The 22,117-nt window shown below is 35.6% G+C and carries 21 protein-coding genes; 13 read left to right on the forward strand and 8 right to left on the reverse strand.

From position 1 onward, the window contains the following. Positions 1-8: 8 nt before the first annotated feature. Positions 9-452, reverse strand: a complete 444-nt coding sequence (locus ACTJIW_RS18070) for a hypothetical protein (protein ID WP_440716302.1) — start codon at positions 450-452, stop codon at positions 9-11. A 12-nt stretch (positions 453-464) separates the two neighbouring features. Then, on the reverse strand, positions 465-2,045 hold the full coding sequence (locus ACTJIW_RS18075) for an FAD-dependent oxidoreductase (protein ID WP_440716303.1): 1,581 nt from the start codon (positions 2,043-2,045) through the stop codon (positions 465-467). A 206-nt stretch (positions 2,046-2,251) separates the two neighbouring features. Here ACTJIW_RS18075 and ACTJIW_RS18080 point away from each other — a divergent pair, with 206 nt between their 5' ends. Next, complete coding sequence (locus ACTJIW_RS18080) at positions 2,252-3,421, forward strand: zinc-dependent alcohol dehydrogenase (RefSeq protein ID WP_440716304.1); 1,170 nt, start codon at positions 2,252-2,254, stop codon at positions 3,419-3,421. 115 nt (positions 3,422-3,536) lie between these two features. Here ACTJIW_RS18080 and ACTJIW_RS18085 read toward each other — a convergent pair whose 3' ends face one another. Together ACTJIW_RS18085 and ACTJIW_RS18090 are read right to left on the reverse strand one after the other, a co-directional pair. After that, positions 3,537-4,142: a YciE/YciF ferroxidase family protein gene (locus ACTJIW_RS18085; RefSeq protein ID WP_440716305.1), complete on the reverse strand. Its 606-nt coding sequence runs from the start codon at positions 4,140-4,142 to the stop codon at positions 3,537-3,539. A gap of 18 nt (positions 4,143-4,160) precedes the next feature. Further along, positions 4,161-6,302, reverse strand: a complete 2,142-nt coding sequence (locus ACTJIW_RS18090) for a catalase (RefSeq protein ID WP_440716306.1) — start codon at positions 6,300-6,302, stop codon at positions 4,161-4,163. 318 nt (positions 6,303-6,620) lie between these two features. On the opposite strand from ACTJIW_RS18090, the gene ACTJIW_RS18095 reads away from it, so the two are divergent. The 7 genes from ACTJIW_RS18095 to ACTJIW_RS18125 all read left to right on the forward strand — a co-directional run bounded on the left by ACTJIW_RS18095 (position 6,621) and on the right by ACTJIW_RS18125 (position 13,238). Next, on the forward strand, positions 6,621-6,788 hold the full coding sequence (locus tag ACTJIW_RS18095) for a hypothetical protein (protein WP_440716307.1): 168 nt from the start codon (positions 6,621-6,623) through the stop codon (positions 6,786-6,788). A 28-nt stretch (positions 6,789-6,816) separates the two neighbouring features. Then, positions 6,817-8,325, forward strand: a complete 1,509-nt coding sequence (locus tag ACTJIW_RS18100) for a DEAD/DEAH box helicase (protein WP_440716308.1) — start codon at positions 6,817-6,819, stop codon at positions 8,323-8,325. A gap of 102 nt (positions 8,326-8,427) precedes the next feature. Beyond that, complete coding sequence (locus ACTJIW_RS18105) at positions 8,428-9,084, forward strand: DUF6766 family protein (protein WP_440716309.1); 657 nt, start codon at positions 8,428-8,430, stop codon at positions 9,082-9,084. 57 nt (positions 9,085-9,141) lie between these two features. Continuing rightward, on the forward strand, positions 9,142-11,334 hold the full coding sequence (locus ACTJIW_RS18110; protein WP_440716310.1) for a hypothetical protein: 2,193 nt from the start codon (positions 9,142-9,144) through the stop codon (positions 11,332-11,334). Positions 11,335-11,462: 128 nt separating this feature from the next. Then, positions 11,463-11,753: a hypothetical protein gene (locus tag ACTJIW_RS18115; RefSeq protein ID WP_440716311.1), complete on the forward strand. Its 291-nt coding sequence runs from the start codon at positions 11,463-11,465 to the stop codon at positions 11,751-11,753. Between the two features lie 151 nt (positions 11,754-11,904). After that, on the forward strand, positions 11,905-12,483 hold the full coding sequence (locus ACTJIW_RS18120; RefSeq protein ID WP_440716312.1) for a flavodoxin family protein: 579 nt from the start codon (positions 11,905-11,907) through the stop codon (positions 12,481-12,483). A gap of 305 nt (positions 12,484-12,788) precedes the next feature. Further along, on the forward strand, positions 12,789-13,238 hold the full coding sequence (locus tag ACTJIW_RS18125; RefSeq protein ID WP_440716313.1) for a response regulator: 450 nt from the start codon (positions 12,789-12,791) through the stop codon (positions 13,236-13,238). A gap of 180 nt (positions 13,239-13,418) precedes the next feature. Here ACTJIW_RS18125 and ACTJIW_RS18130 read toward each other — a convergent pair whose 3' ends face one another. After that, complete coding sequence (locus ACTJIW_RS18130; RefSeq protein ID WP_440716314.1) at positions 13,419-13,766, reverse strand: hypothetical protein; 348 nt, start codon at positions 13,764-13,766, stop codon at positions 13,419-13,421. A 19-nt stretch (positions 13,767-13,785) separates the two neighbouring features. Continuing rightward, positions 13,786-13,938, reverse strand: a complete 153-nt coding sequence (locus tag ACTJIW_RS18135) for a hypothetical protein (protein WP_440716315.1) — start codon at positions 13,936-13,938, stop codon at positions 13,786-13,788. A 339-nt stretch (positions 13,939-14,277) separates the two neighbouring features. On the opposite strand from ACTJIW_RS18135, the gene ACTJIW_RS18140 reads away from it, so the two are divergent. After that, on the forward strand, positions 14,278-14,862 hold the full coding sequence (locus tag ACTJIW_RS18140) for a YciE/YciF ferroxidase family protein (protein ID WP_440716316.1): 585 nt from the start codon (positions 14,278-14,280) through the stop codon (positions 14,860-14,862). Positions 14,863-15,116: 254 nt separating this feature from the next. Continuing rightward, on the forward strand, positions 15,117-15,383 hold the full coding sequence (locus ACTJIW_RS18145; protein WP_440716317.1) for a hypothetical protein: 267 nt from the start codon (positions 15,117-15,119) through the stop codon (positions 15,381-15,383). Between the two features lie 146 nt (positions 15,384-15,529). On the opposite strand, the gene ACTJIW_RS18150 is transcribed toward ACTJIW_RS18145, so the two are convergent. Further along, entirely contained in the window at positions 15,530-15,868 is a 339-nt protein-coding gene (locus ACTJIW_RS18150) for a hypothetical protein (protein WP_440716318.1), read from the reverse strand. A 359-nt stretch (positions 15,869-16,227) separates the two neighbouring features. Here ACTJIW_RS18150 and ACTJIW_RS18155 point away from each other — a divergent pair, with 359 nt between their 5' ends. After that, positions 16,228-16,479 carry a hypothetical protein gene (locus tag ACTJIW_RS18155; protein ID WP_440716319.1) on the forward strand — a complete coding sequence of 84 codons (252 nt, stop codon included), beginning with the start codon at positions 16,228-16,230 and terminating at the stop codon, positions 16,477-16,479. Between the two features lie 154 nt (positions 16,480-16,633). On the opposite strand, the gene ACTJIW_RS18160 is transcribed toward ACTJIW_RS18155, so the two are convergent. Beyond that, positions 16,634-19,909, reverse strand: a complete 3,276-nt coding sequence (locus ACTJIW_RS18160; RefSeq protein ID WP_440716320.1) for a CheR family methyltransferase — start codon at positions 19,907-19,909, stop codon at positions 16,634-16,636. Between the two features lie 827 nt (positions 19,910-20,736). Here ACTJIW_RS18160 and ACTJIW_RS18165 point away from each other — a divergent pair. Together ACTJIW_RS18165 and ACTJIW_RS18170 are read left to right on the forward strand one after the other, a co-directional pair. After that, positions 20,737-21,123, forward strand: a complete 387-nt coding sequence (locus ACTJIW_RS18165; protein ID WP_440716321.1) for a response regulator — start codon at positions 20,737-20,739, stop codon at positions 21,121-21,123. A 303-nt stretch (positions 21,124-21,426) separates the two neighbouring features. After that, the gene (locus ACTJIW_RS18170; RefSeq protein WP_440716322.1) at positions 21,427-21,933 is read left to right on the forward strand and encodes a response regulator; all 507 of its coding nucleotides are present in this window, start codon (positions 21,427-21,429) and stop codon (positions 21,931-21,933) included. Positions 21,934-22,117: the final 184 nt, after the last annotated feature.

Below are 22,117 nucleotides of genomic sequence, written 5' to 3' on the forward strand. Positions count from 1 at the left end.
TTTTATTATTAAAAAAGAATATAAACTGCATAAGCAATAAAACCAAAAATAATATGTGCTGCAAAAAGCTGTAAATAGTACCCCTTAAAGTCAATGTTGGGTTTTTGAGGTACCATTTTAAATAAAACGAACCACGTAATTATGCCAATAATACCACTAATTGCTCCTAAAAGAATACCAATTGGCCATGTTAGCTCGAGAACTTTATAAATCCATAAAAAATGGTAAGCAATTACAAAAACAAAACCAATTGTATAATGTAAAATCCACGCCAGTATATTTTTTACATTAGGTGATAATTCTAAATGAAGATGGCTTAAAATATAGCTCAATAGTACAGGTTCTTTGTAGAGTTCTCTGGCAGTTGCCGATACTGCATAACTAAACAAAGTCATGGCAGAAGTAGCAGCAATTGACGAGACTAAAATTTGAATCAATGTGTAAAAGTCCATAGATGAAATTTTTTATTTAATTTGTATTGGATTAAGATCAGTTTGTGCCGGACCATTGATCACGGTGCCGTCTGTAGAAAATCTTGAACCGTGGCAAGGACAATCGAAAGATTTTTCGTCAGTGTTCCAATGAACAATACAGCCTAAGTGGGGACATACTGCAGAGAAGGCTTTTAAAGTATCGTCGTAATCGCGATAAACCGCAATTTTTTTTAGTCCAGAAGAGAGTACACCACCTTCGCCAGCAGGTAAATCAGCTGTGTTTTTTAAGTCAGAACCTTTGATCCAGTCTAGGTATTGTGAGGCCATATTTCCGGCTTCTTTTAAAAAGTCTCCCGTAGATTTTAGCGTAATTCTTGAAGGGCTGTATAAATCCTCCCATTGATTTTTGTTTCCTAATATAAGGTCGCTGATAATCATAGCGCCAATAGTGGCATGTGTCATTCCGTTTCCAGAATCGCCTGTGATAATATAAATATTGTTGTCACCGGGATTTTTTCCCATAAAACCTAAACCGTCTACAGGTTCCATAATCTGGCCTGACCATCGATAAGAGATATCTTCAAGCATAGGAAAATAACTTCTTGTCCAGCTTTCGAGCCTTTCATAACGTTCAGCTGCCGAAATATTTTCCTGATCTTCCTGGCCTGTTTTATGATCTTCGCCTCCCGAAATAAGCAGATCATACTGATCGTCAAAATTTTCTAATCGAACATAATGATACGGTTCTGCAACCCATTCCGAATTAGCGTCCCCAGTATCCCACCATAGAGAATAAGGTAGTAACCCTTTAGGTATTTTCCCCGCAATAACATAAGTTCTATAAGCAGCTTGTTTAGTATGCATAGTTAACGTATCATTAATAGGAGAGTTGGTAGCCACCAAAATATGATCTGCCGAAAAGGTAAAACCATTTACTTGTGCACCATGTTTGGTTATATTTTCGGCACGCGCTTCTGTGTAAATAATGCCTCCTAACTTTGTAATGGCATCGGCAAGACCCTTCAAATAATGTAAAATATGAAATTGGGCCTGATTATGAAATACAATAGAATGTGTTTTTTCTCCGCCTGTTATGGCTGGTGTGGCGTTTAGAAATGTGGTATTAATTCCAGCGGTTCTGGTAGCCTCATATTCCTTTTCTAAATTCTCCGGTTTGTCACTAGGATGCAGGAATAAATATCCGTTGACTCTTCTGAAGGAACAGCCTATATTTAGGTCAGTTACATTTGTTTCAATTTCATCTATTGCCTTGCTGTGACTTTCTGCGGCTAATTTTGCGACTTCTTTACCAAAAGTACTTTCCAGATAATAGTATCGGTCATCAAGGGCACAGGTTAGGTGTGCTGTAGTACGACCCGTTTCGCCGCTACCAATAAACCCGTCTTCAACGACAACTACTTTTTTACCTGCTTTTAATAATTTATATGCAGTACTAAGACCAGCGATTCCGCCTCCAATAACGAGTACTTCGGCACCACAATTTTGATCTGGGGTATTATACGCAATCGGTGAAGTAGAATCAATCCAAAACGATACATTTTCTCCCGATGAAATACTTCCATTATTTATTTGATCTGAAATCTTATTCATGATTTATTTATTTAGTTAGTTGACAAAGTTTTTTTCAAGTTTTCAACCAAATTTAATAGACGTTTATATATCAAATTTACATGGTAAAATTTTAAGTTTATATCATTGCCATTGTGTATGTTATATAATAATTTATCATAATGCTGTAAGAATAAGTGCTTTATTAATAGTTGATTAGCTTTCTATTAATCTTTAAAATAAGAATTATGAAAGCAGCAGTTATACACGGTCCGGGATCTATTAAATATGATACAGTAGATGATCCGATTTTAAAAGCAAAAGATGATATTATACTTAAAGTAACTTCAACAGCCATATGCGGATCTGATCTACACATTTATTCGGGAGGGTTTCCGCAGCCTAGACCTATGGTTTTAGGGCATGAATTTATGGGAATAGTAGAAGAAGTTGGATCTGAGGTTACCCATTTAAAAAGAGGAGACAGAGTAGTGGTTCCTTTTCCGATTGCCTGCGGGAATTGTTTTTTCTGCAATCATGATGTTCCCGGAAATTGTGAACACAGTAATCCCGAGCATTATGGACCAGAAGGAGGAATAGCGACAGAAAAAGGCGGTGCACTTTTTGGCTATACTGATTTGTATGGAGGTTATGATGGAGGCCAGTCGCAATATGTAAGAGTTCCGTATGCTAATTATGGGCCAAGAATTGTTCCTGAAGATCTTAGTGATGAGCAGGTTCTATTTCTAACTGATATTTTTCCAACAGGATATACAGGAGTGGACTGGGGAGAAGTGAAAGGCGGCGAAACGGTAGCCATTTTTGGTTCTGGCCCAGTTGGAATTATGGCAGCTAAAAGTGCTGTTTTACGAGGGGCGGCACAAGTTATTGTAGTGGACACGCTGCAGTACAGACTAGACAAAGCAAAGCTTAGCACGGGCTGTACTACCATTTTGTGGGAAGACGGACCGAAAGATGTAGTGGAACAAATTCGTTCTTTAACTCATGGACGTGGCGCCGATGTGTGCATTGATGCTGTAGGTTTTGAGCCAGACCGAAATTTAGGGGACAGAATCAAAGCCACCATTAATTTTGAAAAGGGATCTATTAAAGTTTTAGAAGCGTGTATGAGCGCTGTACGAAGAAGTGGAATAGTTGCAGTTTTAGGTGTATATCCTGTTAATTATGACAATTTTCCATTAGGGCAATTTTTTGACAAAGGAATAGTCTTAAAAGGAGGACAAGCTCCGGCTCATAAACATATTGATAAGTTGTTGGAATATGTGGTGCAGGGAAAAGTAAAACTCGATGATATTATCACGCATAGACTGCCATTGTCGGAAATTGCACATGCTTATGATATTTTCAAAAAACGTGAAGACGGCTGTGTGAAAGTAGTGCTGGATCCTTGGAAGTAGATCAGAGAATCTTTTTCATCAACAAAATTAAATGAAATTTCAAGATATGGTAAACCCGACAGCTTTTTTAGAAACTGTCGGGTTTATTTTAATATAAAAATCTATGAATTATTTACTACTCGTATTCAGCAGCTATTGTATTCACGGTATTCAAAGCAACGTCATTTAAAATACAATCTGCTTCTTTTTCTTCGGCAAGAGTTTGAGTCAGCAGTTTTGCAGCATCATTTTCTCCCAGAGTTTTTGCAAAAGCCGCAAGAGTTCCGTATGTTGCAATTTCATAATGCTCAATTTTTTGCGAAGCCGCAATAATTCCGGCATCTCTGACAGGACCGGGAGTTGTTTCCGAAAGAATAGCATCACCTTCTTCTAATAATCCCGCCATTGCTGCGCATTTTTTACCTTCTGGGTTTTGTCCTATCAGATCAAAAATCTGCTCTAATCTTTTTACCTGAAGTTTAGTGATATCAAGATGTTCTAAAATTGCGCCTGCAAGTCCTGGCGATGTGGCATTTGCTGCCATTTTCGGCAGTGCGCCGACTAATGCATTTTCTGCCCAGTAAATATCTTTAAGACTATCAACAAAAAGTTCGTTTAAATCTTTTGCAGCATCAGATGCTGGCTCAACTATATTAATTTTGGCGTCGTTCTTTACAGCATTTGTTTCAGCTTCCTTTGATTGAGGCGCGTTGGTCTGACCTTTCTTTTCTGAATTTTTCATGTTTGATTTTTTTTTTGATTATAAGTATAGGTTTGGTTCACGCTTCCAAAAACGGTGTAAACCCATTGCGTCAATAAATTCCCGAGCAAATGCTTCAGATGCAACATCGCTCGTTACAATAATTCCGGCGTCATCATTGCTTAGTTTTGAAGCAAAAGTGGTCCCGCTCAGCAATTCTGATGCCTGGCCGTCGGCTCCAATTACTTTACAGTGTTTGTAAGCATCATTTAAATATTCCAGGGCATCATCACTTTCTGCCAAGACATTTAGGCCTAATCCGTGGGGTACATAAACTGCATCGAATAAAACAGAAGATGCTGTTAGAAAACTAAAATCAGCCTTAAGAGCTCCATCAGAATCTGTAAGAACAGCACCTAAATGCGGTGCAATCACAAAACCTTTAGCATCTGCTTTTTTAAGTGCGTTTTTCATATTCTTTACCGCTGCCTTAGAAACGCCGTCAGAACAAAGGATGGCTACTTTTCTGGATTCGATTGTTGGGGTATTGGTTGGATTTTTTAGCATGCTTAATGCATTAGATGAACTGACAGATTGTTCCACTGTTTTAGGTTCCTGATCGCCGCCTTCATTTTCTGGAGAAACGCCTTTGTTAACTGAAAATTCAAGTTTGCTTGGTACAGCTGCTCCAAGCCCAATCGCTACTTTTTCCGCAAGTTCTGTATCAACCTGAGATAACAATCCCAGCATCCTCACACGAATAGCAGTGGTTTCTACTTTTCCCAATTCAAAACGAAGCGCTTTTACAATATGGCTTTTTTCTTCCGGGGTCTGGCTATTAAAGAATAATTTTGCCTGTCCGAAATGATCAGAGAAACTTTCACTTCTTTCTCGTACTTTATGCGCTTCAATACGTTCTGGGAAACTATTAAATCCTCCTTCGCTGATTTGTGCCTGATAGGGACATCCTCCTCCTAAAGAATTTGGGTGATAACTTACACGGCCTTTATTGATTTCCTGACGCATATGCCCGTCACGCTGGTTATTATGAGTCGGAGCTATACTGCGGTTAATTGGAATCTCATGAAAATTTGGACTTCCTAATCTTGTAAGCTGCGTATCGGTATAGGAGAACAATCTTCCCTGTAATAATGGGTCATTGGAGAAATCAATTCCAGGAACAACATGTCCGGGATGAAAAGCAATCTGCTCCGTTTCTGCAAAGAAATTATCAGGATTTCTGTTCAAAACCATTCTTCCTACAATCGTTACGGGAACCAATTCTTCCGGAACTATCTTTGTTGGATCAAGGAGATCAAATTCGTATTTGTTTTCGTCTTCGCTTGGAATTACCTGAACTCCTAATTCCCATTCGGGAAAATTCCCCATTTCGATCGCTTCCCAAAGGTCTTGCCTGTGAAAATCTGGGTTTTTACCAGAAATTTTCTGCGCCTCGTCCCAAGCCACCGCATGAGTTCCTAATTTGGGTTTCCAATGCAATTTTACAAAAGAAGATTTGCCAGCTTCATTTATGAATCGAAACGTATGTACTCCAAAACCTTCCATCATGCGATAACTTCTGGGAATGGCGCGGTCAGACATAACCCACATGATCATATGCATGGATTCCGGCATTAAGGAAATAAAATCCCAAAAGGTATCGTGTGCTGATGCAGCCTGCGGAATTTCATTATGTGGCTCTGGTTTTACAGCATGAACAAGATCTGGAAATTTAGAAGCATCCTGAATAAAAAATACAGGAATATTATTTCCCACAAAATCATAAATACCTTCCTGCGTATAAAATTTTACCGAAAATCCTCTGACATCACGTGCAAGATCTGTAGAGCCACGCGATCCTGCTACAGTAGAGAATCGTGCAAAAACGGGTGTAGTTTGTCCCATTTCCTGCAAAAAACCAGCTTTTGTTAATTCCGGAATCGGATTTGTTACTTCAAAAAAACCATGTGCTCCTGAACCACGCGCATGAACTACTCGTTCAGGGATTCTTTCGTGGTCAAAATGTGTAATTTTTTCTCTCAAAATAAAGTCTTCTAATAAAGAAGGACCTCTATCGCCCGCCTTCAGCGTATTATTGTCGTCATTAATTTTAATTCCCTGGTTCGTGGTCAGGAATTTATTAGTGCCGTCAGATTTGTTGACCGACAGATCTCTCTGTTTATCATCCTGCGAATTTTTCATAGTGTATAGTATTAATGGTTAAAATCAAGTCCTGATGTAGATTTCTGATTTTCAGGCATCTCAAATGTAATGGTACAAGAAGATTGGTTTTTACACAATTAGGGTTGGCTCTTACAGAATTTTCATTTTGCACTTATTTATAAATGTCTTATCTCCAGATTTTTACTAATGAAATAATAATATAAAATCTTTATATAATAATGTAAATAGCAAACCTTTCCGAACGGTAATTTTACAATATTAAAAATGAAGATGGAGTTCGGTAATACCTGATTGATACAAAAAAGAAATCAAATAACAATCTAAATGCGAGATATTATGTTTAAAAAAGGCCAGAAAGTACAGCAGGAGTTTGGTAACCAGATTATGGAAGTTATAGGTTTCGAACCAGAATTGATTGAGAACATCATTACGCAATGGGAAGATGAAGAAGGTACAATTGTAACTGGAAAATTTATGGAATCACAATTGTCGCCGGCGGAATAAAGAGTAAAGAATAAATAATTAGATCAAAATGAAAACTAATACAAAGCCTAAAAAAGCATTTTATGCTTATCAGGAAAAAGATATCGAAACAATTTTTGATCATATCAAAAGTGAAAATAACGGCAAACTCTTATACCAGTTACCTACGGGTGGGGGAAAAACTATAATCTTTTCTGAAATTGCCAGAAGGTTTATAGAAGAATTTGATAAAACAGTTATTATCCTGACGCATCGCAAAGAATTATCTACACAGACTTCTTCGACATTAAAAAAAAATGGAATTAATAACCATATTATCAGCAGTAAAAGCCTAGACTTTAAACCTGATTTTGATTGTTATGTTGCCATGGTAGAAACGCTGCGTAACCGAATAAAAGCTAAAAAAATAAAAACCAATAACGTTGGTCTTGTAATTGTAGATGAAGCGCATCACAATTCATTCAGGAAATTAATGAGCAGTTTTAAAAATGCTTTTGTTATTGGAGTTACCGCAACACCTTTTAGTTCTGATATATCTAAACCAATGAAAAAGCATTACAAATCGTTGGTAATGGGTGAGAATATTTCAGAGCTTATTGCGCAGGGTTTTCTCGCTAAACCACAATCTTATATTTATGAGGTTGAATTAAATTCGCTAAAAACAGGAATACATGGCGATTATACGGTAAGTTCTTCTAATGAATTATATAGTTCACCACCAATGCTGGAATTATTGCTAAAAGCGCACAGTGAAAATGGTGCAGGAAAAAAAACGCTGATTTTTAATAACGGAATTGCGGCTTCTCAAAAAGTATATGAAACTTTTACTGAAGCAGGAATTGCGATCAAACATCTTGATAATAAAACACCTGATAAAGAGCGTAAAGAAATTCTAAAATGGTTTAAGAAAACCAAAGATGCAGTTCTGACTTCGGTTTCGATTTTAACCACTGGTTTTGATGAACCCAAGGTACAAAATGTAATTTTGAACCGCGCCACAACTTCGATAACACTTTACCATCAAATGGTGGGTCGCGGATCAAGAAGACTTCCGTCTAAAAAAACGTTTACGATTACTGATCTGGGGAATAATATCCAGCGTTTCGGTGCCTGGGAAGAACCTGTAGACTGGAAATATGTTTTTGAACGTCCAGAGGAATTTGCTAAACAACTGCATTTTCAATGTAACGGAAGTTCATCTTTACAATCTCACGGACTTTCTGCCGAATTACGCGCTCAATTTCCTAATACTTTGGAGATGACATTTGATATCGAAGGACATTATCAGGAAGCTATTGATACTGATAGAAAACCAAAAACCGTCATTCAGCAATCTATAAGGCAGCATGCCAAAATGTGTATGGATAATGCAGAAACACTGTCGCAGGCAATCGCATTGGCAGAAGCTTTGCAGCCAGAAATAGAATGGCGTGTAAAACAATATGTAAAATGTTTGGATAATGCCAGTAGAAACTATAAGGCTTGGCTGTTGGAAGATTATCAAAACAGACTTAAAGGTTTGATAATTAAGTTATATCCCAAAGTTACTGCAGCATAAATTTTTAAATTGAAGATTAAGTTTAAAACTGCAACATAACACGAAAATTATGTAAAAAAATGTCATTAAATCAATTCACCTTTATTTCCAAAATATTAAATCATGAAAACTTTTTTACGCAATAACGGACTTTCCGTTTGTTTTTTTCTGCTGTTTGTAGTAGCAATGGCAGGACAAATTATTTTTGGGTTTGAGGAATATAATAAAGACTTGATTGAAGAAGGCGCTTCTGTGGCACCATTATCTTCTTATTTTACAACAGGACATTTTATAGAATCTACTTTTGAAAACTGGGAAAGTGAGTTTTTACAAATGGGACTTTTAGTAGTGCTGACCATTTTTTTACAGCAGAAAGGCTCATCAGAATCTAAAGATTTTGAGAAGGACGAAGAAGTAGACAGAGAACCTTCAGCTTCCCGAAAAGGCGCTCCCGGACCTGTTAAAAAAGGCGGCTGGATTTTAGTGCTTTACAAACATTCTCTAACTATTGCACTTTTCCTTTTATTTGCTTTATCTTTTTTATTGCATTTTTATGGAAGTTTAAAAGATGAAAATGAACAGCTTTCGTTAAAGGGAAAAGCTTTAGAAACTGCCCCGCAATATATTACAGATTCGAGATTTTGGTTTGAATCTTTTCAGAATTGGCAGAGTGAATTTCTCTCGATTTTCGCCATTATTGTTCTTTCTATTTATCTGCGCCAGATAGGTTCTTCGCAGTCTAAACCAGTAGATGCGCCACATATGGAAACTGGAGAATAAACAGTTTTCAGATATAATTTCTGTATTAAAAAAATATTCTTTTAAACCCCATCACTTATGCATACAATTTCACCTTGGGCCGCAACCGTACACGCCGATTTAGAAAACAGCGCCGTAATTTGGGAGAAGGAATTCCAAAAATATACGTTTCAGGTATTTAATACCGGCGATTCAATATGGATCGTGGTGACATGGCCAAATAAAGGACAAATGGCTTTTCGTCCTGCTTTTGGTATGAACAGCTGCTTTGAAGTCACCAATTTATTTGATGACGGACAGTTACTTGTAATCAATTTACAAACAAGGCTGGGGCAGTACGAAGTTCAGATTTCCTTTCCTGACGATAACGCTCCGCTGCTACATTATACGACATCATTTAAAACAAATCAGCCTTTAATGATTCCTTTCTGGCCGCGTGACATTATTCCGCTTACCCAAAATGGAAGTGTTGAAAATACGAATGGTAAAATTTACATGAATCAAATCGGTGCTCGATCTGGTATACTTTTCGCTAGTATGACCAAACCTAAAGCAGGTTCTTTTTTCTATTTTCAGGATTTGGGTTCTATGAGTGCCTATTGTGAAGCTACAGAAACCTCGTTGGCAGAAACTGTAGGCGGGTCATGGCCGGAAATAGGATTTAAATTACCCATATTAGAAAATAAACCGCTTCCGTCAGACCAATCTTATACAATTTCTGATGCTTATGTTCTTTTTTCAGCGGATGCTGTTGAAAATGAAATGCAGCAGACCACGAAATTTTTAGACAATCTTGCAGAGGTGTATCGTTTTTTACCTCATCCCGAAGTGGAGTATCATAATTGGCCTGAAATTACAGAAAATTGTCTGCAGGATATTTTTACGAACAAAGGGTGCTGGACCCAGACAAAAGGAATTCCATATCTCAATGCTTATTTATGCGATTATGATACGCCTGCAGAAATTATGGTGCAGCTCGCGATATTAGTTCCTTTAGATGAGTTAAAAAACTGGACTTGTACAGAAACTGATCCAGTGTATAATAATCTGCTTAACGGATTGGATGCCTTTTATGATCCACGATTAAAAACTTTAAACCGCTGGCTTCCTCAGTTAAAAGACGATCTTGATAAATCGGAAGAGCAAAAAAAGGAAATGGTTATGGATTCGTGGTATTTGCATCATCCCCTTATGAACCTTGCAAGACTTGCACTCACGGGTGAAAAAAAAGCAAAAGAACTGGTTTTACAGTCAATTGAATATGCCATTAAAGTAGCGCATCATTTTGATTACGAATGGCCAGTTTTCTATAAGATGGATACCTTAGAAGTTATAAAAGAAGAAACGGCTCCAGGGAAAGGCGGAGAAAAAGATGTTCCAGGATCTTATGCGCATTTAATGCTGCTGCTGTATCGACTAACAAATGAAAAACGCTATTTTAATGAAGCGGAAAAATCAGTTAAAAAGCTTGTGGGAAAAGGATTTGCTATTTTTTACCAAGCCAATATTACGGCTTTTTCTGCAGGAGCACTTTTAGAATTGTGCAAAATTACGAACAAACAAGAATATTTAGATTTAAGTTATGCCTGTCTGGCAGGGCTTTTCAAAAATATGCAGATTTGGGATTGCCAGTACGGATACGGCAAAAATTATCGTAATTACTTTTCTATATTTCCACTCAATGAAGCGCCCTACACCGCTGCTTATGAAGAAATGGAAGTATATGCCGCGCTTTCTGAATATTTGATACAGTCGGAATCTGTAGAAATACTGCCGTCATTAAAAATTTTAATTCCTGAATTTCTAAAATATGCCGTGAGCCGATTACCGTATTATTATCCGACAATGCTTCCCGAGGAAATGCTTTCTGATGACGTTAAAACCGGTGAAATTGTGAAAGATTTATGGATTCCGCTTGAGGATCTTTATACGGGATGGGAGAAGAGCGGGCAGGTGGGGCAGGAGGTTTACGGTGCCGGACTTGGATTTGGCGTAATGACCAGACAATATCATAAAGTGAAGGATGAAGATTTTTTATTATTTGCCGATTATCCATTAGTAAATTATAAAAAATCAAAAAATACTGTACGGTTTACTGTTTTAGGCAGTGCCGAATTTGACTGTAATTTCAAAATACTATTTCCTGAGAATAGCAGTAAAATCAAAATAGATGTCTTACAAAATAAAAAACGCATTCTGCCTGTGTCAAAAAGTAAAATTTTACTAGAGTATAAAATTACAGGAGATAGTATAGTGAAAATTACTTGGTAATTAACCTTAAAAATATTTATTCAATTTAGATAACTGTATCGAAAAGTGTAAGATTTTAGATTAATTGTGTAAAAATAGCTTTAGCTACAAGGGTATATTTGAAAATATACAAACTAAAAATTAATATTATGAAAAAGCTATTTAAAACCACAATGCTGATTGCGTTGTTTGCAACTATTCTTTCTTGTAAAAAGAATGAATCATCTGCTGAGAATGATTACAATAGCACTGCAGATTCTACTTCTACAACAGTAGACACCGTTGGCCCAGGTACAGACAGCACAACAGTTAATGGTGCGGGAACAACCGGAGCAACAGGAGAAGGTTCAACCGGATCTGGAGCCGCGGGTACACAGCAAAAAGGAACAGAAACGGTTAAAACCGATTCCACAGCATCAAGTAATAGTAAAGACAGATAATAACTGCCTTGGTTGATTATTTATTTTTTGTAAACCTGCGGCATTTGCTGGCTACAGGTTTATTTTTTTTAGAACAAAGAGAAGAACTGAATTAAAGACAATGCATTTCAAACTTTCAGCATATAACCATTACTCATAACCCACAAAATCTATGAAAGCTATAATCCTGTTAGCAACTCTTAAAAAGAAAGGGAGTTCTAACACTGAAACACTTACAGAATTTCTGGGAACTTATCTGGAAAATCAAAATATTGATTATGAAGTTGTCAAACTAGCGGAGAATCATATTCTTCCCGGAACTTACACAAAAATGGAAAATAAAGATGATTGGCCCGAAATCTACCAGAAAATTCTGGATGCCGATATTTTACTTTTTGCAACTCCTTTGTGGTGGAACAATCATTCGTCTGAACTTCAAAGATGCATCGAACGACTTGATGAAGTTTACGATAAAATTCTGGCGGGTGAAGATTCGCCGCTGGACGGTAAAATTGGTGGCGTCATTATTACTGGAGATTCAGACGGTGTTGAGCATGTGACTGGAAATATTGCCAATTTTTTCTGCAGCCTTGGTGTTACTTTTGCTCCTTATGCGTCATTAGGAGTCATTTGGGACGGTCATGCGAAAGGCGAAAATAGAACAAAATCACAGCTTCTTAATTACTATAAGCGGAATTATGCAAAAGATGCCAAAGCAATGGCAGAATCACTATTTAAGGCAGTGAAATAGCTGCAATATTCTTAAATCAATGTTCTTAAATCAATGTTCTTAAATTGTTTTTATAAGATTTTTTTCTATAAAATATGTTGTTTATGTTTTAATAGGTAAAATACTAACGCGGATCATACATTTAAGTTAGAAAATAAACTTTTTATGTGTTTTTTCTTAAGTTAAATAAGTATCTTTAACTATTATTAACCGTTTCACGGATGTAATTCGATCGTTTATCGATTCTCAGACGCTTATATTTATATAAACATTTGCAGATTTCTAAATTCTTGTCTTATGTTTTTGCGATATAAAATATTAAGCAATTGAAAGCACAGACCTCACAATTACAAAGGAATATTTATTTAGCAGATGATGACGAAGATGACAGGCTGATGTTTCTTGAAGCGCTGCTTGAAGTGAATAGTAATGTAATTTTAACTCAGGCGGAAGATGGTAAACAGTTACTGGATATTCTTTCTAAAAATCCGAAACCATTACCCGAATTTATTTTTCTGGATATTAATATGCCTAAAATAGGTGGTTTTGAATGCCTCGTACAAATAAAGAAAAATAGGAAATTAAATAAATTGCTGATTATAATGCTTTCTACCAGCAGTGATCCTCTCACAATTTTCAAAGCGCAAGAACTTGGAGCTAATTTTTATGCTGTAAAGCCCGCTACTTTTGACGATATCAAAATATTGATAAAAAATGTTTTGCAGATGGATTGGCTTTCCGTTCAAAATGACAGGAAGAAATTTAGATTAACTTAAATTTTGAAATATAATCCCGGTTCTGCGAATTTCTCAGATTGGCATGCATTACTCCAGATTCTGTTATAAGATCTAATAACACCTTCTTGTTCAATACATAAGTACTGCCGCATCTCCCGTGTTTACTCTGTTGAAAAATAAAAAAAAACCGTCTGAACTTCAGACGGTTTAAGCAGTGTTTTAAAGCGATTTGTTGATGTCACTTTGGGTGTAGTCATTGTCCGAGTCCAACTCCGAATCATCTTCATCACTGGAAATTAAATCATCTTCGTCTTCCAGATCATCTTCATCTTCGAGATCATTCTCATCCTCTAACTCATTAGAATCATATTCTTTCTGATCATCATCCAGACTATCTATTTTATTATAATCATCTTGTTGATTAAAATCAGGATCCTTATTTTGCAGTTCATCGTTAGATTCAGTACTATCTAAAGAAGTAGTATACTCTTCATTTCCAGTTCTTGTTTCGTCTTCTTGAGAATACGAGTCACTTTGACCGTAGTTTTCTCTCTCATCTAAACTCATACTCGTTTTTTTTTTAATATTATTTTTTATCTGTTCCCTTTTTATTGTCTGCTGTGTCTTTTTTAGTATCAGCAGCCTTATCTGTGCTTTTTGAAGCAGTTTCTTTTTTATCAGTTTTTTTATCTGATGCTTTTGCACTACCAGTGCTTTTTTTATTGTTTGAAGTACTCATAATAATATAGTTTTAATAATTAATATATTGGTAAATGTAAGGGTGTGATACAGCTCTATTTTACACTAAAGCTTTTTGTAATTGTATAATTACCAGTTTGTTATTAATATGTACATTACTTTCCGTGCTTCAATGTTTAATCTACTCAAATACTTCATTCCGCTGAACCCATTTTTAAAGTCTGATGATAAAGCTTACTTTTTATAATCTATAAATTCGCCGATATTTGTAAAATGATTCATGTAATGATGCTAATCTTACAAATACCCGCCATAATTATGTAAAAATCGCCCTATGTCTTCAGCTAGTTTTGAAATCGTTAATTAAAAAAAAAACATTATGAAAGCGACAAACACAAAGGGTACTGCTAAAAAAGCAACGACCACAGCATCTAAAGGAAAAACGGTAAAAGCTAAATCGTCTGCAGCCGAAGGATTGAGAGATTTATTTGTAGATTCTTTAAAAGATATTTATTGGGCAGAAAAAGCATTAACAAAAGCGTTACCTAAGATGGCTAAAAATGCAACTTCTGAAAATCTAATTACGGCGATCAATGAACACTTGGCTGTAACAGAAGAACAAGTAAGCCGATTGGAACAAGTCTTTGAAATAATTGGAGAAAAAGCTGCTGCAAAAAAATGCGATGCTATGGAAGGTCTAATTAAGGAAGGAGAAAGTATTATGGAAGAAACGCAGGAAGGTCCAGTAAGAGATGCAGGAATTATTGCGGCTTCGCAAAAAATCGAACACTACGAGATTGCAACTTACGGAACTTTGGCAGCGTTTGCAACAACTTTGGGAGAAGAGCAAGCCGCAGCATTATTGCAGCAGACATTAGAAGAAGAAAAAGAAGCAGATACTATTTTAACGGAAGCTGCTTATAATACTATTAACTTTGATGCGTCTGAAGAAGATGAGGAATAAATATTTCAAAAAATAAGTAAAAAACCTGTAATCTATAAAAGAATATTACAGGTTTTTTTTATGCTAATTATAATTCGATAAGTAAAACTATTTGTTTAAAAACTCTTCTGTATACATTTGTTTTGCAAGTAAATGGTAATCATGTAATTAATGCATAAGGTTTTATAAATAACTGAATACTAAGTGTGCAACATTTGCAAGAGAACAAAAAGCTTTTTGTTTCTCTATCAAATTATTATTTAAACTATTGAATTATGAAAAATTTATTTTTAACCTGTTGTATGGCATTATCATTTGTATATGCATCAGCGCAGACCACTCCTGCGAAAACAAAGTCAACGACTAAAACAGATTCTACTTACAACAAGAAAAGTAAGCATGGTTCTGAGCACAAATCGGGTAATACAAAAACAGACACGATTACTAAACAGCGTTCTAACAAAAAGAAAGGTACTACTCCTAAAACAGAAACGTCAACTCCTGCACGTAGAGATACGATCAACGGAACAACAAGACCATAATATATCTTTGTTGATTGTTTAATTTAAAAGCCTATTTTTTGAAAAAAAATAGGCTTTTATTTTTAATGCAATTGAGACAGGAAATCGTAAATAATAATTTATAATTTTTCATAAAAAAACCGCCTAAAAAGACGGTTCTAAAATAGCTAGAAGCTACTATCACGATTGGTTTCTTCATCAAGACCTTCGTTATCTAGATCTTCCGTGCCGAATTCATCATTGTCTTCGGTTTCAAATGCATCTCTGTCAAGTTCCTCATTATTGAATTCATCATCTCCCAGGTTTTCATTACCCAAGTTTTCATTACCAAGTTCATCAGTTTTGAATTCTTCGCTGCTAAACTCATTTCCATAATCTGGTTCAGCATTATCGGTTATAGAATGATCTACTGAAGAGGTTTCATTTTCCTGTCCTTCGTTTCTTAATTCATTATTCTGAAAACCCTGATCTTTCTGACCGTAATCTTCTGTTTTACTTAAATTCATAATACAATTTTTTAAATTAAATTTTACTATGATGCCTTACTATTCGTAAATTATCTATTCGTTTCCTGAAGCATCATTTGTAAATGTAAAAGAGCAATCCAGATGAATTTTATAGTCTGAACATTTATAGTTGTATAATTTTCATAGTTTATGTTTTAAATCAGAAAGAAACAAATTTTAATGCTTTATAAAGTACCTGATTAAAATCTTGCAAGCTCTTTGTGGAATTTTAAAAATACTTGTAATTGTTTGATAATAAATTATTTGCTAGTCAATGTTGTAATATTAGAGTTTAATTCTGTAAAAACCCTCTGTACTGATGTTCTACTTTTCCAATTATTAATTTTAAATAAAATATTATGTCATTTGAAAATCAAAACACAGAAGGAGCTACGGCAAAAGCGATCGAAGAACAAACTTCAAAACTGCCATCAGATTTATTTTTATACGCCGCACTTGCTGCAATGAGAACGTCATTGACCTTAAAATGTTTGGGAAGAAAGCATACTGCACTATTTGTAGGGCAATGGGCATCACCATTTTTATTGCTTGGAGTTTACAATAAGCTTGTTAAGCTGGAAGGACATGATTCTGAAGACAAAACTGTATAGAAAAAAAGGTAAATTTATGAAAGAGCCTAGTAAGCCCTTTAAAATTTCTTATTTAAAATGATAAAGCTGCCTTAACTTATGTAAAGGCAGCTTTATTTTTTTACTTAAATTTAATTATTTATCAATATAAATACAAATCTGCATTTTAGAGCTTTTAATCCCGCACGTAAGAATCAGCTGATGATTTCTCTAAAGGCAGGCCCAAATATAATGTTGTGCCTTTACCAGGTTCGCTGGAAGCTCTTACAAAACCGTTATGGTTCGAAATAATGGTTTGCACCAACGCCAGCCCAAGTCCGCTGCCGTATTGCTCATCATTGCTCTGCAGACGGAAAAAAGGATCAAAGACGCGATTTTCAAATTCTTTTTTAAAGCCAATTCCATTATCGCTTATCGAGAGTATTATATAATCTGTTTTAGAATCAGCATTAAACGTGTCAAATATTTCCTGATTTGGATAATGTATCCCAATTTTAATATGAGGAGCTGTATCCTGCTGGGCAAACTTTATTGCGTTAGAGATTACATTTACAAACAGCATATGAAATTGAGATGCTATAATTTTCATCGGAGGCAGCGGCTCTACTGTAATGATGGCTTTATGCTCTGTAATCACTTTTTTAAGATCGTTTAAGGCTTTTTTAATTATTAAATTAAGATCTGCATTTTTGAATCTTTTTTCCGCAAAATTAAGTTGGGAATAGGTAACTAAATCTTCGATGAGCTGGTTTGTATTGATGGCCGAATGGAGCAGGCGTCTTACATTATGTTTGGAAGATGTCGATAATTCAGGATCTTGATCAATAATTTTTTTGCCGAACATATACATTTTTCGAATCGGCTCCAAGAGCTGCTCGCCGGCCGCAGCGGTAAACGATTCCAGCTGTATGCTTCTTTTTAGCAGTTCGTTATTTTTTAGCAGTAAATCTCCATTGCTTTTTTCCAAATCTGTAATATCTTCAAGAGCGATCAAAATCAAGCCCTCAGGCATAGAGTCAGTAATTGGTGCAGCATTAATAATCATTACTTTTTTCACGGCTGGATTTTCACTGAATTGTATTCTGGCATTCAAAACTGGTTGATCCCTGCTTATTTTTTTCAGCACTAATTCTTGAAATTCAACTGTATTCCAAAGGGCATTTCCTATTTCAGAAATCGAAATTCCTTCAATAAGTTCTTCAGTCGTTTTAAAATAGCTGTAAAAGGAAGGATTGGCGCTGTGGACGATAAGATTGCGGTCTATTATTAAAAGCGGCTCCCGAATTGTTTTAACAATCGATTCGTAGAAATTTCTCATTGAATGGAGCTGCTTCCTATGATTCTGAAGCTCATCATTTGTACAGGAGAGCTCTTCATTGTTAGAATGAAGCTCCTCTATAGAAGTTTGTAACTCTTCATTTAGATATTGAAGTTCTTCAGTTCTATGGAGAAGCTCTTCATTAGAGGTGCGAAGCTCTTCAAAATAGACCTGTTGTTCTTCTGTCAAATATTTAAAGTCATTCTGAAGCTGAAACAGCTGTAATTCCATCTCTTTTTGTTCTGATGTATTGTCATTCTGTACGGCCTTTTCTCCTGAAATTGGTTTTCTATGAAAAATAATAAGCAGCAATTCAATATTCGAAGGAAGATATACAGCTTCAAAAGAAATGCTGAAAGTCTGATTTTTTATTGTAATAGGTCCTCCAATACAATTTCTTTTATCATTTCGGGCTTTTAAAATCGCATTTTTAAGTGAAAAACGAATTTCATGAGAAACCATATTCATGATATTAAAGCTGGGCTCACCAGCAGAAGGCTGCAAAAAAGCACTCGTGTCACCATGAAAATGGACGATTTCGAAATCATCGTTAATTACAACAGCAGCAGGCGAATATTGTTCAAGAAGCATATCTGTTGCAATTTTTTTATAATTCGTAACTGTATTTGCAGGAATATCTATTTTACTGACTGATTTTTCAGCAGTATAACCCGGCATTTCAGAGGTAAAGCGAAAGTCTGCTTTTCTGCGTCGGTATATTTTTCCCTGTCTTTCCACAGCTGTAAATAACTGTTCGACCCGTGCGGCAGATTCAGACTTTCCTAAGAAAAGATAACCTTGGTCTCGAAGAGCATAATGAAAAGAAGAAAGCACCTTATTCTGCATATCAGCATTAAAATAGATCAATACATTACGGCAGGTTATAAAATCAATTTTAGAAAAAGGAAAATCCTTTGTAAGATCATGTATAGCGAAAATACAGCTGTCACGGATTGACTTGCTGATATGATAACCGCTTTCCTTTTTCGTAAAATATTTTGCCAGTCTTTCCCCGCTTATATTCTTCACATCCTGATGCGTATATATGCCAAGACGGGCTTTTTCAATACATTTTTCGGATAAGTCAGAAGCAAATATTTTGATGATGATCTCGCTGTTATTGGTTTGTTCGAGATATTCAGTAATTGAAATTGCTAATGAATAAGCTTCTTCACCAGTAGAGCATCCTGCTGACCATATTCTTAATTCTTTTCCTCTAAGTGATTCTACAAGAGAGGGAAAAATTACTTTTGGCAGACTATCAAAGAAAAGCTGATCTCTAAAAAAATAGGTTACAGGAATAAGAATATCGTTAAATAATAAATCCTGTTCAGTCGTTTTACTTTTTAGTAAGGTAAGATAGCTTTCCGCGCTTTCTTGTCTGGTAATTACCATTCTTTTGGCAATCCTCCTTCGAATGGTCTGTTCTTTATAATGATGAAAATCAGTACCGGATTTTGCAGCTACGAGATCAATGATTTGTCTTAAGAATTCGTCCTGTTCTGCTGATGCTTCCTTTTCCTCGTAGGCTCGATTGATTAAATAACTTTCTCTAATCTCCAGCAGCTTAGCGGCAGTTTGTAGGGGGGCTGTAAAGTAATCAATAAACTCAGCATTAGCCTTATTAAGTTCAAAACCGCTTTTTGTGACTGCAGAAACCGATGCACCGCCTTGTTCTCTGATATTTTTAAGTCCTGCCGCTCCATCTATAGAAGACTGGCAAGCCAGCAGTCCTATGGCATAACTCTCGTATTTTTGTGCCAGAGCATTGTAAAAAATATCCAGACAGTTATTAGTCCTGCTGCCTCGAATGGCCGGTTTTAGCTTTAAAATTTCATTTTCAAGTATAAGAAAGTTTTTCTCGGGTATGACGTATATATGATCCGGCTTTAATTCTACGGTATTTACTATTTCATAAACCGGCATTTTAACACAATCCGCAAGCTGCTGGGTGAGATCCGCATTCTGGCGGGACTCTAAATTCTCCATAACCAGAAATGCCATACCGGAATTTGGAGTAATACCAGAAAGGATTTGTTTAACAGTATCTATTTCAGAGCCTTCCGCAGTAATTCCAACGACGGGAAAGGAGGGAAGGTTAATTTGATTTTTTTCAAGTGCAGCAGTTTCCATAAGCATTCGTTTGATTTAGCAGTGCATTTCACTTTTGCTTTAATTAATGCAGTTTCCTGCTGGGGTAACTGCACCATGCAGTTACCCCAAAATCAAATTACGAATTGAAAATATAAAGTTTAAAAAATAGGTGACCTCCTGCGTGTTTAACTTGGATGCATCATATATAAAAATAACAGTTGTAAGATCAAGATAAAATATGTTGAGAATGCCAAGGTATATAAAAGATTAAAATCGTTTAATAGAATGGATCTGCGGCAGTTTGATATAATTATTAATAAATTTCATAAAATTTTAAATAAAGCAGTTTGATAGGATAGCAAAGGTAGCAGATTTTTAGTAGGCATTGTTATATAATTACCATTTTCAATATTTTGATTTACAGTGAATTGTGGTCGTTTTTTTAAGTCTTTTATGAAAAAATCATATAAGTTATTTTACAAGCAGGAAGTTTTTAATAAAATTGGATAATTCTCATTTCTTATTGAATGCTTTTTATGTAAAGTTTTGATATAAAGATTTTTATGTTTGAATCCTGTAATAGCTAAATAGTATTGTGTAAGATGTAGCAGTAAGACTGGTGTAATTTTGGAAATAGTCAAATTGAAATATTCTGACACCTGCTGCCAAAAAACGAACGGCTTCATGAATTATAAAAAACAAAAATCTCCATTAAATTTTCTAAGTGATTAAGTTCTGTTTTGTATCTGAATTTATTGGAACAGTTCTCTTTAAAATAATACTACTTAAAAAAAATGCCAAAATTAATTTTTCTTATGTAGTGAAATTAAAAACGGTTAGATAAGAACTATAAATAATTATACGCCATGTTATATAAAAATATACTGTTGATTGACGATGATAGTGATGATGCCGATGTGTTTATCGAAGCCATCAATTCTCTGGATAAAAATGTTACCTGCCTGGCAGAAACAAATTCCATTAAAGCTTTAGAGTTTTTGAAAAGTACAAAAATCCTGCCTGATCTTATTTTTTTAGATTATAATATGCCTGTTTTAAATGGGAATGAATTTATAGAAAAAATGAGAGCTGTCCAAAAGCTCAAACCCATTCCGGTAATTCTATATTCCAGCTATTCCGAAAATGCTGCTGCACAATTGTCGATTATTCATGAAACGGAGCGGTTTATTAGTAAACCCAATACTTTTACAGAGCTGACGGCACTGCTGAAAAATATACTGGAGGAGCTATAAAATCTGTACTGGAAAATTTCAATTTTACTTTAGGCAGTACGGCAAATAGTAAAAGCACTATTGATCTTTTCACTTCGAGTATATCTAAGATTATTTGGATAAAGTTGTTTTGTCTGTTTTCAAAAACATTTACCTGCTATGAGCGTTATGAGCGAATAAAAATAACCTCAAACGGTCTTTTAAGACTTCACCATTTTGCAGGTCTGGATCGGATAATAATCTGTTACTGTTTTAAAGAATATTGCTTTATTGAAATCTTTTAAGCATTTATATAGTACTTTTGAACTCGTAAAACCCTTCAAGATGATAAGTTCTGATAATTCCCTCCCAGCCGCTGAAGGCTTAAATGAAAAAGAGCCTGTAAAAATTATACTGGCAGAAGATGATAAAGACGATCAGGAATTATTCATCGACGCCCTGGATGAGGCGCAGGTCTCCTCTGAGGTAACGACCGTTGAAAACGGGCAGCAACTCTTGGATACTCTCAGAGATCAGTCCGAACCCAATCCCGATATTATTTTTATCGATGTCAATATGCCTGTTAAAGGCGGGAAGAAGGCGCTGGAAGAAATAAAAAGCGATAAAGAGCTTCGGGACATCCCGGCCGTTATGCTCTCCACTTGGAGCCACCCGGCAGATATTGAAGATTCATTTGATAAGGGAGCGGACCTGTACGTGCAGAAGCCGAATTCTTTTGCCGGCTTTGTATTGCTGCTAAAGAAAGTCTTCTTTCTTCATTGGACAAAAGCTTTATTGAGACCTGTTATAAGTTTATTTTTTGTTTCGGAAAAGAATATTGGCAAAGACTAAAGAATCCTTTTTAGTCTGCGTATTTTAATCAGGCGTACTTATATAATTGATTTGGCTAATTTAGTTTCAGGCTGCTGCTCAGGAACTTTATAAAACTACGGGCTGTCGAAAACGCGGTCTATAGTATCCAGGGGCAATTTTATATAATATTTTTTTTGGAGCTCTTCCCGATCCTCAAGAAGTT

It is taken from the genome of Flavobacterium sp. 22659 (assembly GCF_052044235.1).
GTDB lineage: Bacteria > Bacteroidota > Bacteroidia > Flavobacteriales > Flavobacteriaceae > Flavobacterium > Flavobacterium johnsoniae.

Excerpts from the sequence above, each read along its gene's own strand:
- ACTJIW_RS18080 (WP_440716304.1), top strand. The coding sequence starts at position 2,252 with ATGAAAGCAGCAGTTATACACGGTCCGGGATCTATTAAATATGATACA.
- ACTJIW_RS18160 (WP_440716320.1), bottom strand. The coding sequence starts at position 19,909 with ATGGAAACTGCTGCACTTGAAAAAAATCAAATTAACCTTCCCTCCTTT.
- ACTJIW_RS18070 (WP_440716302.1), bottom strand. The coding sequence starts at position 452 with ATGGACTTTTACACATTGATTCAAATTTTAGTCTCGTCAATTGCTGCT.
- ACTJIW_RS18145 (WP_440716317.1), top strand. The coding sequence starts at position 15,117 with ATGAAAAATTTATTTTTAACCTGTTGTATGGCATTATCATTTGTATAT.
- ACTJIW_RS18165 (WP_440716321.1), top strand. The coding sequence starts at position 20,737 with ATGTTATATAAAAATATACTGTTGATTGACGATGATAGTGATGATGCC.
- ACTJIW_RS18135 (WP_440716315.1), bottom strand. The coding sequence starts at position 13,938 with ATGAGTACTTCAAACAATAAAAAAAGCACTGGTAGTGCAAAAGCATCA.
- ACTJIW_RS18170 (WP_440716322.1), top strand. The coding sequence starts at position 21,427 with ATGATAAGTTCTGATAATTCCCTCCCAGCCGCTGAAGGCTTAAATGAA.
- ACTJIW_RS18095 (WP_440716307.1), top strand. The coding sequence starts at position 6,621 with ATGTTTAAAAAAGGCCAGAAAGTACAGCAGGAGTTTGGTAACCAGATT.
- ACTJIW_RS18140 (WP_440716316.1), top strand. The coding sequence starts at position 14,278 with ATGAAAGCGACAAACACAAAGGGTACTGCTAAAAAAGCAACGACCACA.
- ACTJIW_RS18085 (WP_440716305.1), bottom strand. The coding sequence starts at position 4,142 with ATGAAAAATTCAGAAAAGAAAGGTCAGACCAACGCGCCTCAATCAAAG.
- ACTJIW_RS18105 (WP_440716309.1), top strand. The coding sequence starts at position 8,428 with ATGAAAACTTTTTTACGCAATAACGGACTTTCCGTTTGTTTTTTTCTG.
- ACTJIW_RS18115 (WP_440716311.1), top strand. The coding sequence starts at position 11,463 with ATGAAAAAGCTATTTAAAACCACAATGCTGATTGCGTTGTTTGCAACT.
- ACTJIW_RS18130 (WP_440716314.1), bottom strand. The coding sequence starts at position 13,766 with ATGAGTTTAGATGAGAGAGAAAACTACGGTCAAAGTGACTCGTATTCT.
- ACTJIW_RS18090 (WP_440716306.1), bottom strand. The coding sequence starts at position 6,302 with ATGAAAAATTCGCAGGATGATAAACAGAGAGATCTGTCGGTCAACAAA.
- ACTJIW_RS18120 (WP_440716312.1), top strand. The coding sequence starts at position 11,905 with ATGAAAGCTATAATCCTGTTAGCAACTCTTAAAAAGAAAGGGAGTTCT.
- ACTJIW_RS18155 (WP_440716319.1), top strand. The coding sequence starts at position 16,228 with ATGTCATTTGAAAATCAAAACACAGAAGGAGCTACGGCAAAAGCGATC.
- ACTJIW_RS18110 (WP_440716310.1), top strand. The coding sequence starts at position 9,142 with ATGCATACAATTTCACCTTGGGCCGCAACCGTACACGCCGATTTAGAA.
- ACTJIW_RS18100 (WP_440716308.1), top strand. The coding sequence starts at position 6,817 with ATGAAAACTAATACAAAGCCTAAAAAAGCATTTTATGCTTATCAGGAA.
- ACTJIW_RS18075 (WP_440716303.1), bottom strand. The coding sequence starts at position 2,045 with ATGAATAAGATTTCAGATCAAATAAATAATGGAAGTATTTCATCGGGA.
- ACTJIW_RS18150 (WP_440716318.1), bottom strand. The coding sequence starts at position 15,868 with ATGAATTTAAGTAAAACAGAAGATTACGGTCAGAAAGATCAGGGTTTT.